Annotated in this window: 13 protein-coding genes; 7 read left to right on the top strand and 6 right to left on the bottom strand. The window is 62.5% G+C overall.

Annotated features, from left to right (window positions below; genetic code table 11):
* The first annotated feature begins 11 nt into the window (after positions 1-11).
* The gene (locus FFM53_RS30175) at positions 12-359 is read left to right on the top strand and encodes a DUF3088 domain-containing protein (RefSeq protein WP_138389641.1); all 348 of its coding nucleotides are present in this window, start codon (positions 12-14) and stop codon (positions 357-359) included.
* A gap of 41 nt (positions 360-400) precedes the next feature.
* On the opposite strand, the gene FFM53_RS30170 is transcribed toward FFM53_RS30175, so the two are convergent.
* The 6 genes from FFM53_RS30170 to FFM53_RS30145 form a co-directional block, all read right to left on the bottom strand.
* A complete protein-coding gene (locus FFM53_RS30170; RefSeq protein ID WP_138389642.1) occupies positions 401-2236 on the bottom strand; it encodes an ABC transporter ATP-binding protein in 1836 nt (611 codons plus the stop codon).
* Positions 2237-2268: 32 nt separating this feature from the next.
* Positions 2269-3465: an aminotransferase class V-fold PLP-dependent enzyme gene (locus FFM53_RS30165; RefSeq protein WP_138389643.1), complete on the bottom strand. Its 1197-nt coding sequence runs from the start codon at positions 3463-3465 to the stop codon at positions 2269-2271.
* Between the two features lie 67 nt (positions 3466-3532).
* Positions 3533-4045, bottom strand: a complete 513-nt coding sequence (locus tag FFM53_RS30160; protein ID WP_138389644.1) for a RidA family protein — start codon at positions 4043-4045, stop codon at positions 3533-3535.
* A 48-nt stretch (positions 4046-4093) separates the two neighbouring features.
* The gene (locus FFM53_RS30155; protein WP_138389645.1) at positions 4094-4963 is read right to left on the bottom strand and encodes an ABC transporter permease; all 870 of its coding nucleotides are present in this window, start codon (positions 4961-4963) and stop codon (positions 4094-4096) included.
* Positions 4963-5904, bottom strand: coding sequence for an ABC transporter permease (locus tag FFM53_RS30150; protein WP_011655191.1), 942 nt, complete (start codon positions 5902-5904; stop codon positions 4963-4965). The genes FFM53_RS30155 and FFM53_RS30150 overlap by 1 nt, the downstream gene beginning before the upstream one ends.
* An 80-nt stretch (positions 5905-5984) precedes the next feature.
* Complete coding sequence (locus FFM53_RS30145) at positions 5985-7511, bottom strand: ABC transporter substrate-binding protein (protein ID WP_138331396.1); 1527 nt, start codon at positions 7509-7511, stop codon at positions 5985-5987.
* 227 nt (positions 7512-7738) lie between these two features.
* Here FFM53_RS30145 and FFM53_RS30140 point away from each other — a divergent pair, with 227 nt between their 5' ends.
* From FFM53_RS30140 to FFM53_RS30115, 6 genes are all read left to right on the top strand, one after another.
* Entirely contained in the window at positions 7739-8323 is a 585-nt protein-coding gene (locus tag FFM53_RS30140) for a DUF1349 domain-containing protein (RefSeq protein ID WP_138331395.1), read from the top strand.
* Between the two features lie 226 nt (positions 8324-8549).
* Positions 8550-9683, top strand: a complete 1134-nt coding sequence (locus tag FFM53_RS30135; RefSeq protein ID WP_138389646.1) for a transporter substrate-binding protein — start codon at positions 8550-8552, stop codon at positions 9681-9683.
* On the top strand, positions 9680-10264 hold the full coding sequence (locus tag FFM53_RS30130) for an ANTAR domain-containing response regulator (protein WP_138389647.1): 585 nt from the start codon (positions 9680-9682) through the stop codon (positions 10262-10264). The genes FFM53_RS30135 and FFM53_RS30130 overlap by 4 nt, the downstream gene beginning before the upstream one ends.
* On the top strand, positions 10264-11112 hold the full coding sequence (locus FFM53_RS30125) for an ABC transporter permease (protein ID WP_003547924.1): 849 nt from the start codon (positions 10264-10266) through the stop codon (positions 11110-11112). Before FFM53_RS30130 ends, FFM53_RS30125 begins: the two co-directional genes overlap by 1 nt.
* The gene (locus FFM53_RS30120) at positions 11112-12032 is read left to right on the top strand and encodes an ABC transporter permease (protein WP_017958070.1); all 921 of its coding nucleotides are present in this window, start codon (positions 11112-11114) and stop codon (positions 12030-12032) included. The genes FFM53_RS30125 and FFM53_RS30120 overlap by 1 nt, the downstream gene beginning before the upstream one ends.
* A gap of 25 nt (positions 12033-12057) precedes the next feature.
* Positions 12058-13677 (top strand): ABC transporter substrate-binding protein, encoded by a 1620-nt coding sequence (locus FFM53_RS30115; protein ID WP_138389648.1) that lies wholly within the window; start codon positions 12058-12060, stop codon positions 13675-13677.
* Positions 13678-13688 lie beyond the last annotated feature (11 nt).

The raw sequence follows: 13688 nt of genomic DNA, 5'->3' as shown, positions 1-13688 counted from the left end.
GGAAATGTGCGATGAACAGGGATAGGCTCTTTATACTTCGCCCGGGCTTCGAAGATCCCGCCTACCCAGGACAACGTTTTTACTGCTGGCATTGCGCGCTCATGGAAGGCGTGCTGGCATCCTTTCCGGACTTCGCGCAAGGACTTGATATCGAGCGAATTGCATGGCCTCGCCCAAGATTGCCGGTCATCGAACTGGTTGGAGAGGAAAATCAGTCACTGCCCCTACTTTTGCTTGCAGACGGAGCAACCTCCGTCCACCAAACCGGCGTGTACCGCGGGCGGGCCTTTATCTCCGAAAAGGACAATATCCTGGCCGCCCTGTCGGAAAGGCATGGATTCCCAAATCCTCACCCTTGAAACTTCTGCTCGTTAGGCCGATCCGGCTATCCGGCCTTCGACTACCGCTCGGCCATCACCAGATGCCCCGGCCCGACCTCCCGGTAAGAGGCGCTCGGCGTTTGATAGTCGACCGGGCGCATCGGGCTCTTGATCTCGTCATTCGCCACCATCCGCTTTTCATGGCGACGGTCCGGATCGGGCACGGGCACTGCCGCGATGAGTTTCTTCGTATAGGGATGCTGTGGATTTTCGAAGACTGCGGATCGCGGGCCGATCTCGACGATCTCGCCGAGATACATCACCGCCACACGGTGGCTGACACGCTCGACCACCGCCATGTCGTGCGAGATGAACAGGAAGGCAAGGTTGAGGCTCTGTTGCAGGTCGAGCATCAGGTTGATGACTTGCGCCTTGATCGAGACGTCGAGCGCCGAGACGCTTTCATCGGCGACGATGACCTTCGGCTGCAAGGCGAGCGCGCGGGCGATGCAGATGCGCTGGCGCTGGCCGCCGGAAAACTCATGCGGGTAACGCGCGGCCATATCCGCCGACAGACCGACCTTCACCAGCAGATCGGCGACGACGTCTTTTGCCTGCTTTGAATTGCCCATCTTGTGTTCGAGATAGGGTTCGGCGATCGCAGCACCGACCGTCATGCGCGGATTGAGGCTGGCAAAGGGATCCTGGAAGATCATCTGCACCGATTTACGCATCTCGCGCAGATCCTTCCTGTCGAGGCCGAGCACCTCCCTGCCCTCGACGAGAACGGAACCGGCCTGCGGCTCGATCAGCCGCATGATGGCGCGGCCGGTCGTCGATTTGCCGCAACCGGATTCGCCGACCAGCGACAGCGTCTCGCCGGCGTGAAGATCGAAGGAGACGTTTTCGACCGCGTGCACCCGGCTGGTTAGCCGGCCGAACAGGCCGGAATGGATGTCGAAACGCTTGGTGAGGTTCTTCACCTGCAGCACCGGCGTCGCTGCCACCGTATCGGCGACTTCGGCAGGAATGTCCGATTCACCCGTTGCGGTATTGACCACGGGAAAGCGCAGCGGCCTTTGCCGGCCCTGCATCGAACCGAGCACCGGCACGGCTGATAGGAGTGCTCTGGTATAGGGATGTTTGCCGCGATGGAAGATATCGGCGGTGGCGCCGCTTTCCACCTGTTCGCCGCGATACATCACCACCGTCCGGTCGGCGATCTCGGCAACGACACCCATGTCATGGGTGATGAAAAGGACGGAGGTCCCCTCCTCGTCCTGCAGCATCTTGATGAGATCGAGGATCTGGCCCTGGATGGTCACATCGAGCGCCGTCGTCGGCTCGTCGGCAATCAAGAGCTTCGGCCGGCTGGCGAGTGCCATGGCGATCATCACCCGCTGCCGCATGCCGCCGGAAAAACGATGCGGATATTCGCCGAAGCGCGAGGCGGCAGAGGGGATGCGGACCTTTTCCAGCAGCCTTATCGTCTCGGCTTTGGCATCAGCCCTGCTCATATCGGAATGGCAGAGCAAGGCTTCGGAAATCTGGTCACCAATGGTGAAGAGCGGATTGAGCGATGTCATCGGCTCCTGGAAGATCATCGCCACCTCATTGCCGCGCACCTGCCGCATGGCATTTTCCGGCAATGCCAGGAGATCGCGTCCGCCGAGCATGACGCGGCCCTCGACACGGCTCGTGTCCGCCTGCAGCAGCCGCATGATCGAGAGCGACGTGACGCTCTTGCCAGAACCGGATTCGCCGACGATCGCCACCGTCTCCGCCGGTGCCACAGTAAAGGAAACATCGCGCACGACCGGTTTCCAGACGCCGTCCACCAGGAAGGATGTCGTCAGCCTTTCGACGGAAAGAACGTCGGCCGTCGTCTGGATCGGTTGGGTTTGGGCGCTAGCCATGGCGGTTCCTCTTGCGACGGGTAAGCGGCGGATCAATCCGGCCAGCGCAGCGCACCGTCGAAGCGGTGCCTGCTGCGGTTCTCGATCGGCGTCGCGATGATCTCGTTGGAGGCGCGCGCCTTATCGAGTTCCTGCGCAAGGCGCTCCGCGACAATCGTCTCCTCGCCCGGGTGCAGGTTGCACGGATCGAGGTAGAAATAGCGGTGCTCCACCTCATGGTCGCGCACAATGATCGGCGGGCTGCCCTTGGCAAGCGCATCGGCCAGATCCCAGGCGGTGATATGGGCCTGCTCGGAATCGACGATCAGGCGTAGCCGATCGAGCGGATTGTGGGTCGGATCGGGCTCGATAAGCGCGGTGAGGCCGGGGCGGCCGTCGAGCGTGCGCTTCCACAGGTTGAGATAGCCGGTCTCGCGTTCCCGGATGCCGGCATGGTCGCGGTTTTCCCAGGCTTCGAGTGCTGCCATGACGCCGAAGATGCTCTCCTTGCCGACCTTCATGCCGCGGCCGATGCCCATGTTCTGCAGGAAGGCATGGCGCACCAGCTCCTTCCTGCCGGCAACGATGCCCGAGGTCGGGCCGCCGAGGAATTTGTGGCCGGAGTAGAGCGCGATATCGGCTCCCTGCTCCAGGAAGATGCGCAGGTCATATTCCGAGGCCGCGTCGACGATGACGGGCACGCCCTTGGCATGGGCAATCTCGACGAATTCCTTGAGGTTCAGAAGGCCGTAATCGACGACATGGTGGGAGACGACATAGACGGCGGCTGCGGTCTTGTCGGTGATGGCGTTTTCCATGTGGAAGCGGTGCGTCGAGGTAGCCTGCCCCACAAGCACCACCTTGCCGCCCGCAAGCCGGATCGCCTGGTCGACGGGTGCGCCATAGCTCACCACATGGCCCATCTGCACCAGCACTTCGTTCTTCTCCGGCACCACATCCGGCAGCCTCTCGATCGCCAGCAGATTGTTGCCGGTGATTGCGCCGGCGACGGCCAGCGAAATGCCGGCCGAGCAGGAGGCGGTGACGAAGCCCGCCTCGCCGCCGGTCAGCCGGGCGATGACGCCGCTTGCCTTGCGCTGCAGATCGTTGATCTCGACGAAGTGCGGCAGGATCGATGCCATCGCGCTGATCGCTTCGGGAACGACGATCGAGGCGCCGAGGCTGGTCATCGTGCCCGATACATTGATGACAGGGCGAAGGCCAAGCGACGGGCGGATATCAGTGGACATGGAGATCTCCAGGAGTCTGGGTCGAAAAAAGAAACATGGGGCGGACGATCAAGTGTGTCGAGTTCCGTCATCCGTGCAAGGCGACGATCGCCTCGATCTCGACGGTAATGTTGCCGGGCAGCGAGCCGAAGCCGACGGCCGAGCGGGCATGTTCGCCGGCCGGACCGAAGACTTCTATCAGCAGATCCGAGCAGCCGTTGATGACGCTCGGATGATCTTCGAAATCAGGCACGGCATTGACCATGCCGAGCAGCTTGACCACCCGCTTGACGCGGGAGAGATCGCCAAGCGCGTCCTGCATCACGGCAAGCAGGTTGATGCCGGTCAGCCGCGCATGGCCGTAGGCCTCCTCGGCACTGACCCCACCGCCGACCTTGCCGGCATGCATGAAGCCGTCGGCCTCACGCGGGCCCTGGCCGGACAGATAGAGCATGTTGCCTTCGATCACGTGCGTGACGAAATTGGCAATCGGCGGCGGCGGCGGCGGAAGCGCAATGCCGAGGGCGGCAAGCCGTTCGTAAGGTGAGTTCTCGACCTTGCCGGCGGCGGTGGGAAACTGATTCACGCAAACTCCTGTCATGCAATTTTCGATTTGGCGAATTTCGGTTGGGCCGACTTGGTCGGTGAATTAAAGATCCTTGCGCAGTCTTGGATCGAGCATGTCTCTGAGGCCATCGCCGACCATCTGCAGCGACAGCACCGAGAGGATGATGGCGACGCCGGGAAACAGCGTCATCCAGTCGGCCTGGCCGATATACTGCCGGCCGGCGGCGATCATCGTTCCCCAGGTCGGGATTTCGGGGCTGACGCCAAGGCCGAGGAAAGACAGGCCGGCTTCGGCAAGCATGGCGCTGGCGAAGAGGAACGTCGCCTGCACCAGGATCGGCGACAGCAGATTGCGCAGCACATGCCGTGTCATAATGTGGAAGGTCGAAATGCCGAGCGCCCTCGCCGCCTCGACATAGGGCAGTTCGCGAATGACCAGCGTCGAAGCGCGAACGATGCGGGCAAGGCGCGGCGCATAAACGATCGACAGCGCGATGATGACCGTCGTCAGCGACGGGCCGAGGGCAGCAACGAGCGCAATCGCCAGCAGAATATCCGGAAACGCCATCATCGCGTCGATCAATCGGGCAATCGGCGTATCGAGCTTCTGAAAGAAGCCGGCAAGCAGGCCGAGCGTCACGCCGATTATGGCCGAGAGCGTCACGACCGCAACACCGACGAGCAGCGACAGGCGGCCGGCGAAGATCGTACGCGAAAAGACGTCGCGGCCGAACTCATCGGTGCCGAAGAAAAAGGTGCCGCTCGGCGGCTTCAGCCGATTGACGATGGAAAGCTTCGACGGCGAATAGGGCGCGACAACAGGAGCGAAGACCGCCAGAAGCACGAAGATCGTCAGGATCAGCAGGCCCAAGGCGACCGTCTTGCGTTTAAGCAGGCGCCTGGCGAATTTGCTGCCCTCGCCTTCGGCGGATTTGATCGCGATATCGGCCATCAGTAGCGCACCCTCGGATCGATCAGCAGATAGAGCATGTCGATCGCAAAATTGATCAGCACGTAGAGGGCGGCGATGACGAGCAGCGCCCCCTGGATGACGGGATAGTCGCGGCGCAGAACAGCGGAGACGACGAGATTGCCGACACCCGGCAGGCCGAAGACGGTCTCGGTGACGACGGCGCCTGAAATCAGCACCGCTGCCGTCAGGCCGATCACAGTCAGGATCGGGATCAGCGCATTCTTCAGAGCGTGCTTGAGAATGACCCGGCGCTCGATCAGCCCCTTGGCGCGCGCCGTGCGAATATAATCGTCGCCAAGCACATCGAGCATCGACGCGCGGGTGAAACGCAGGATCAGCGCCGAGGAGACGATGCCGAGCGCAAAGGCAGGCAGCGTCAGATGATACATCCGATCGAGAAAGGTCGAGCCCGGACCGCCATAACCCGAGACCGGGAAGAGGTTGAGCCTGACGGCGAAGAACTGCATCAGGATCAGGCCGAGCCAGAAGCTCGGAATGCTGGCGGCAAACATGGCGAGCGTCGTTGCCGCCTGGTCAATGAAGGAGCCGCGCCGATAGGCGGCATAGATGCCGATCGGCAGGGCGATGATGCTGGCAATGGCGAGCGAAAACAAAGTCAGGAAGAAGGTCGGCTCGGCCCGGTCGAGCAAGGCCGAGGTGACAGGCATGTTGAGGAAGATCGACTGGCCTAGATCACCTCTCAGCATCTGGCCGATATAATAGACATATTGCAGGCCGAGCGACTGATCGAGGCCGAGCCGGGATCTGAGATCGGCAATATCCTGCGGCGTCGCATCCGGCCCGAGCATCACTGCGGCGGGATCTCCCGGCGTCACGCGCACGATGACGAAGACGATCGTGACGACGAGAAACATCACGACGATCATGCCGAACAGGCGCTGGAGGATGTAGCGTATCATGAATGCCTGGTAAACCTTTGCAGATGCTGCAAAAAAGAAGACCGATACCGACCAGGAATGGCCGGTATCGGTGGCGATGCCTACTTCTTGATGGAAGCATTCCAGAAATACGGCCACGGAGCCGGATCGACACCTTCAAGCTTGGTCGACTCTGCCGAAACGGCGTTGAAGTCACCGATCTTCATGAAGGGGGCGTCGACATAGATCGCCTTCTGGACATCGGCCCAGAGCGCCACGCGCTTCTTCGGATCGACTTCCGAGGTGAAGGCATCGACGGCGGCCTTGCGGGCCGGCGTATCCCACCAGCCCGGCGAGCTGGTTGAGAGCGAGCCGATCAGGGCAGGCTCCGGCAGGAAGGGGCTATGGGTGATGTAGATATCCCAGAGCTTCGGATCGGTGCGGCGCTGCGTCAGCGTCGCCCAGTCCACAACCTGCATATCGACGGTGAAGCCGGCAAGCTTCAGATATTCGGCGGCGACCTGCGCCATCTTGTAGTGGAACTCATACTGGCGGCTGGTCAGGATACGGATCGGTTCGCCGTTGTAGCCGGCCTTCTTGGCGGCAGCCGCCGCCCCTTCCGGATCGGCGACGTTGTAGGCGCCCTCGACGCCAGCATCTGTCGACCAGGCAAAGGTCTTGGGATAGATGGCGCCGTCGAGCGCGTAGAAATCCTTGCTGCCGAAAGCCGCCGCCAGCATGTCTTCCATGCTGAGCGCCTGGCGGATCGCCTTGCGAACCTCGACATTCCCAGCAATACCTTCCTTCGTGTTGAAGACGAAGACGGGATAACCGAAGGGCTTCAGGATGATCGGCTGCGAGGCGGTGGAGGCCTTCAGCTTGTCGTAGGATTCAACCGGGATCGAGTCGACGTAGTCGTACTGGCCGGAAACGGCGGCCTCGACGCGAGTGTTCGGATCCGGCACCGGCACGAAGCGGATTTCATCGAGATACTGGTGGCGGGCGCCGCCATAACCGTTGCTGTCGCCTTCGCGGGACTTGTAGCCGTCGAAGCGGACGAGCTGGATGTATTGGTCGGCCTTGCGCTCCTTCAGCATATAGGGGCCGGTGCCGATGAAGTCTTTCATCGGCTCGTCCTGTTTTTCGGACGGGATGATGATCGCAGCCGAATTGTTGAAGGCGAGCAGCGAAGTCAGCGGCGCATAGGGCTGCTTAAGCGTGATCGTCACGGTCGCCGGATCGGCGGCGGTGACCTTATCGATGAAGCCGGCCACCTGCTTGCCGCGCGAGGCGATCTTCATCCAACGGCCAAGCGAAGCAACGACATCTTCCGAGGTCATGTCGGTATTGTCGTGGAACTTGATGCCGGTCCTGAGCTTGATCGTATAGGTTTTGCCGTCGGCGCTGATCTCAGGCAGGCTTTCGGCGAGAAGCGGCGTGACGTTCCAGCTCTTGTCGAAGGTGTAGAGCGTTTCGAAAATGTGCTGCGTGACGATGCCGACGAGATCGGCCGTCGACGACATCGGATCGAGCGTCGGCGGCTCGCCGATCGTCGCGACATTGATGACGCCGCCCTTTTCCTGGGCAAGGAGCGTCGAAGGCAGGGCGACGAGCGCGGTGCCGAGAAGGAATGCGACCAGTGTTTTCATGTGAAGGCTCCCGTTTAGTTCCACAATTATGTAATTCATCTTTTTGTAACAGAATAGGAGATGGATCGATCCTGTCAAGCAGGAGCGACGGATTATGCGCTCGGCGGATACCGGGACGCCGAAAAACACACAATCTTTGGCTGCGCCCCGCCTGCAACAAGACCGCGCATTATGCCAAGGTGAGTCAATCGCACTGCGGTGAGGCTTCAACGGAACGGGAGAACAGGATGAGCATCGATTTCAACGACGGCAAATGGCTGAACGAGCCGTCACACTGGCAGGCGACCGAAACCGGCCTCACCCTGACCACCGATGAGAAGACCGATTTCTGGCGGGAGACCCATTACGGCTTCACCCGTGACAGCGGCCACTTCCTCGCCTTTCCCACCACCGACAGCTTCACCGCACAGATCCGCGTCCGGGGCGAATTCCGCACGCTCTACGACCAGGCCGGCCTGATGGTGCGCATCGACGAGAGACGCTGGGTGAAAACAGGCGTCGAGTTCACCGACGGCGAAGCCTACCTCAGCACCGTCGTCACCGACGGCAAGTCCGACTGGTCCGTCGCTCAGCCCTTCAGGGAATTGGAAGATTTCCGCATCCGCGTCACCGTCGCCAACGGCGCGATGCGCATCCAGGCTTCGCGCGATGGCAGCTTCTGGCCGCTGCTGCGGCTCGCCCCCTTCCCGGCTGCCGATCACTACGAGGTCGGACCCACGGCCTGCACGCCGGAGCGCAGCGGACTGACGGTCCGCTTTTCCGAATTCTCGATCGGCCCGGCGATTACCACCGATCTGCATGATTTGAGCTAGAAGAGCGACCTTTGGCGGCTCTACCGAAAGAACAAGATCAAATCGCTGCGAGTGCCGCGCAGCACACTTGACAAAGATAAGCTGCCTGTATTTTACTCAAGCCTGCGGATTAGGCAAAGAGCCTTCCACATTACATGACTTCGATAGTCCCCGGGCAGTTTCGCCCCCCATGACGCCTCATCGCTCGATGGGATCAGCGTCGTGGGGTTTTTGATGTGGTCACTTCATGAACGACGCGCTGAAAATCGGCATCCTCTTTTCGACCACCGGGCCCTACGGCTCGATGGGACGCGACGCGCGCGACGGCGCCGATTTCGCGATGGCCGAATATACCGGCGTCGAAGGGGTGGCGATTGAGCCCATCTTCTTCGATCCGCATGCCGATCTTGCCGCCTATCTCGATGGCGCGCGCCATCTTCTGCGCGCCGGCTGCCGCCATATCGTCGGTACGATCACCTCTGCGGCGCGCAAGGAAGTCATCCCGCTCGTCGAGAAACATGACGGCCTGCTCTGGTACATGTGCCCCTATGAAGGTTTCGAGGCCAACGAGAACGTCATCTATGTCGGCGGCTGCCCGAACCAGCATCTGCTGCCGCTTTTCGAGCACCTGATCCCGCGTTACGGCGCAAGGCCCTACCTCGTCGGCGCCAACTACGTCTGGGGCTGGGAGATGAACCGGCTCGCCCGCGAACTCATTACCAATGCCGGCGGCGAGGTGCTTGGCGAACGCTATCTTCCGCTCGAGGAGACAGCCGTCGAACGCATCGTCGCCGAGATCGCGCAGCGCCGCCCGAGCTTCATCCTCAACAATCTGATCGGCCCCTCGAGCTACGCCTTCCTGGAGGCGATCAAGGCCCTCGGTGATCGCGATCCGGCCTTCCGCGCGGAAAATTGCCCGGTAGTCAGCTGCGACCTGATGGAATGCGAACTCGACGATATCGCCGCCGGAGCTGCCGCCGGCCAGCTTTGCGCCGCTTCCTATTTCGATAGTATCGCGACCCCGGAAAATGCCGCCTTCAAGGCCCGTGTCACCGAGCGTCACGGCGCCGAGCGGCGTGTCTCCAGCGTCTTTGCCAGCGCCTATACGGCCGTCCGGCTCTGCGTCGACGCGATCGTCGCCGCCGGCGGTGACGAGCCCGACGCCGTCCGGCGCGAGCTCCACAATCGATCCTGGCCGACCCTGTTCGGCGCGCTTTCGATCGACCGCGATACCAATCATGCCGCCCTGCCCTTCCATCTCGGCCGGATCAACGCCGACAACGGCTTCGATGTCGTCGCCTCGCGGCCGCCGCTCGCCGCCGACCCCTATCTGACCGGCCGCAACCGCCTGGCCTTTCCACGGCTAAGGGTGGTGTCATGAGAGAGACACCCAATTTCACCGGCTGGCAGGCGATGGTCCTGCATCGCGAGGACGGCAACACCGAAAAGCTGATCCGCCAGCTTCGCCTGCTCGGCATCCACGCAACGCTACAATGGGCGCCGCTCTCGGCCGCGGCACTACTGCCCGATCTCGTCATCGTCGATGCCGACCAGGGCTGGGACGATCTGCTGCCCTGGCACGGCGAAACGCCTGCCTGCCCCGTCGTTGCCTTGCTTGGTTCGGAAGCGCCCGGCCGCATCGCCTGGGCACTTGGACAGGGTGCCGGTGCGATCATCGCCAAGCCGATCGCCACATCGGCCGTTTATCCGGCGCTTGTCATGGCCGTCTCCCTTCATCGGGAGCGCAAGGCGACTGCGGAAAAACTGCAATATCTCGAAGAGCGCGTTCGGCTGCGGCCGCTCGTTCACGCCGCCGTCGAAAAGCTGCAGGCCGCACATGGCATCGACGAGGAGAGCGCTTACGCAATCCTGCGCAATTGCGCCATGCGCCGCCGCCTGCCGATGGAGCAGATATCAGCCTTCATCCTGGCGGGTGCCGAACCTCTGCCGGAGGCCGGCTGATGCATGTGCTGAAACAGATGATCCGCCAGCCGACGGCCCTTTTCGGCCTCATCGTCGTCACGCTCGTCATCGGGCTCGCCATCGCAGCGCCGTGGATCGCGCCGTTCAGTCCTGACGAGCAGATGTTTGACGGCCTGTCGCTCGAAGGCGCGCCGCTGCCGCCGGGCGGTCCCTATCTGCTGGGCACCGACACGCTCGGCCGCGACCTCTTCTCGCGCCTGCTCTTCGGCGCCCGCACCTCGCTGATCATCGGCCTTGTCGCCAATGGCATCGCGGTGACGATCGGCCTCTTCGTCGGCATCGTCGCCGGTTATCTCCGCGGGCTGGCGGGCAACATCCTGATGCGCTTCACCGATCTGATGATGGCATTTCCGGCATTGCTTCTCGCCATCGTGCTCGCCGCATTGCTGAAGCCGAGCCTCTGGATCGTCGCCATGGTGATTGCGCTGGTCAACTGGGTGCAGGTCGCCCGCATCGTCTATACCGAAACTCGCGGCCTGGTGGAGCGGGATTTCATCATGGCCGAACGCTCGCTCGGCGCCGGCCACATGCGCGTGCTCTTCATGCATATCCTGCCGCACCTCATGCCGACGGCAATCGTCTGGGGAACTCTCGGCATCGCCACCACCGTGCTGCTCGAGGCGACACTTTCCTTTCTCGGCGTCGGCGTCCAGCCGCCGCAGCCCTCCTGGGGCAACATCATCTTCGAGAGTCAAAGCTATTTCCAGGCCGCCCCCTGGCTGGTCTTCATTCCCGGCGCGATCATCCTTCTGACGGCGCTTTCCTTCAATCTGGTCGGCGACGCGCTACGCGACATTCTCGACCCGACCCAGCGCGGGAGGGGCTGATGGCATCACTCATGCTCCGCCGGCTGGCGCAGGCGGCGCTCATCCTGCTCGGCGTCGCGGCGATCACCTTCGTGCTGCTCTACGCCCTTCCGGCCGATCCGGCCCGCATGATCGCCGGCCGCAGCGCCACCGCCCAGACGGTCGCCAACATCCGCCATGAGCTCGGCCTCGACCAGCCGCTGCTGGTCCAGTTCGGCACCTATCTCGGCAATCTGCTGCATGGCAATCTCGGCCGCTCCTATGCGCAGAAAACCGATGTCTGGACGCTGATTGCCGCGCGGCTGCCGGCGACGCTGACGTTGATGCTTGCCGGCATCTTCGTCGAGGTGGTGCTCGGCCTGACGCTCGGCACCATCGCTGCCGTGCGCCGCGGCGGCTTCGTCGACCGGATGGTGATGATGGCCTCCTTTGTCGGCACCTCCGCACCGCAATTTCTCGTCGCCCTGCTGCTGCTCTACCTGCTGGCGGCAACGCTCGGCTGGTTTCCGATGAGCGGCTACGGCAGCTTCTCGCATCTCGTCCTGCCGGCCGTAACGCTCGGCATCTGCGGCGCCGGCTGGTACGCCCGCATGGTGCGCTCGTCGATGATCGACGTGCTGAACCAGGATTATGTCCGCACGGCGCGCGCCAAGGGTCTTTCCTCGAAACGCGTCATTCTGCGGCATGCGCTGCCCAACGCCGTGCTGCCGATCATCGCCATGATCGGCATCGATATCGGCCAGTTCATGGGTGGCGTGGTCGTCGTCGAGGCGGTCTATGGCTGGCCCGGCATCGGCCAGCTCGCATGGCAGGCGATCCAGCAGGTCGACATCCCGATCATCATGGGCGTCACGCTGACCTCGGCGCTCGCCATCATCATCGGCAATCTGCTTGCCGACCTCGTCGCGCCGGTCATCGATCCGCGCATCCGCACACGCTGACAGCAACCAAAGAAGGGGAACCAAGATGTTCAAACGCTGGCTGCAACAGACGACCATGGCAACGATGGTGGCGCTCGCCCCATTATCCGTCATGGCGCAGGAAACGCCCAAGCAGGGCGGCGATATCGTCGTCACCTACAAGGACGACATCACCACGCTCGACCCGGCGATCGGCTACGACTGGGTCAACTGGTCGATGATCAAGAGCCTCTATTCCCGCCTGATGGACTATGCGCCCGGCACGCCGAACCCGGTTCCCTCGCTTGCCGAGAGCTTCACCGTTTCACCCGACGGCTTGACCTATACCTTCAAGCTGCACAAGGGCGTGAAGTTCTCCAACGGCCGCGAACTCGTCGCCTCCGACGTGAAATATTCGATCGAACGCGCCGTCGACCCGAAGACGCAGGGGCCCGGCGCCGGCTTCTTCGGCGCCATCAAGGGCTTCGAGGATGAAACCGGCGGCAAGACGACGACGCTCTCCGGCATCGAGACGCCTGACGACAGCACCGTCATCTTCAACCTCTCGCGCCCCGACGCCACCTTCCTGCACGTGCTCGCGATCAACTTCGCCTCGGTCGTGCCGAAGGAAGCCGTCGAGGCGGCCGCCGGCGACTTCGGCAAGAAGCCGGTCGGCTCCGGAACCTTCATCCTCAAGGACTGGACGATCGGCCAGCAGCTCGTTTTCGAGCGCAACAAGGATTATTTCGTCAAGGGCGTTCCCTATATCGACAGCTTCAAGGTCGAGGTCGGCCAGGAGCCGCTGGTGGCGCTCTTGCGCCTGCAGAAGGGCGAGGTCGATATCGCCGGCGACGGCATTCCGCCGGCGAAGTTCCTCGAAATCAAGAACTCGGCCGACGGCGCGCAGATGATTGTCGACGGCGAACAGTTGCACACCGGCTACATCAGGCTGAACACCAAGGTGAAACCATTCGACAACGTCAAGGTTCGCCAGGCGCTGAACATGGCGATCAACAAGGAGCGCATCACCCGCATCCTCAACGGCCGCGCAACGCCCGCCAATCAGCCGCTGCCGCCGCTGATGCCGGGCTACGACAAGTCCTTCACCGGCTATGCCTATGACGTGGCGAAAGCCAAGGCGCTGCTTGCCGAAGCCGGTTATCCCGACGGCTTCGAAACCGTGCTCTACTCCACCAACACCGACCCGCAGCCGCGTATCGCCCAGGCGATCCAGCAGGATCTGGCCGCCGTCGGCGTCAAGGCCGAAGTCCGGGCGCTCGCCCAGGCAAACGTCATCGCGGCCGGCGGCACGGAAGGCGAAGCGCCGATGATCTGGTCGGGCGGCATGGCCTGGATCGCCGACTTCCCGGATCCGTCCAACTTCTACGGCCCGATCCTCGGTTGCGCCGGCGCGGTCCCGGGCGGCTGGAACTGGTCATGGTATTGCAACGCCGACCTCGACAAGCGCGCCGTTGCCGCCGACTCGATGTCCGATCCGGCAAAGGCAGCCGAGCGCACCGCCGCCTGGGGCAAGATCTTCACCGATATCATGGCCGATGCGCCGTGGATTCCCGTCATCAACGAACGTCGCGTCGTCGCCAAGTCGATGCGCATGGGCGGTGCTGACAACATCTACATCGATCCGACCCGCGTCATCAATTACGACGCGATCTACGTGAAGCAGTAAGCCCCGAAGAA

The organism is Rhizobium indicum, assembly GCF_005862305.2.
Taxonomy (GTDB): domain Bacteria; phylum Pseudomonadota; class Alphaproteobacteria; order Rhizobiales; family Rhizobiaceae; genus Rhizobium; species Rhizobium indicum.
This window is presented reverse-complemented; position numbering and strand designations above follow the sequence as displayed.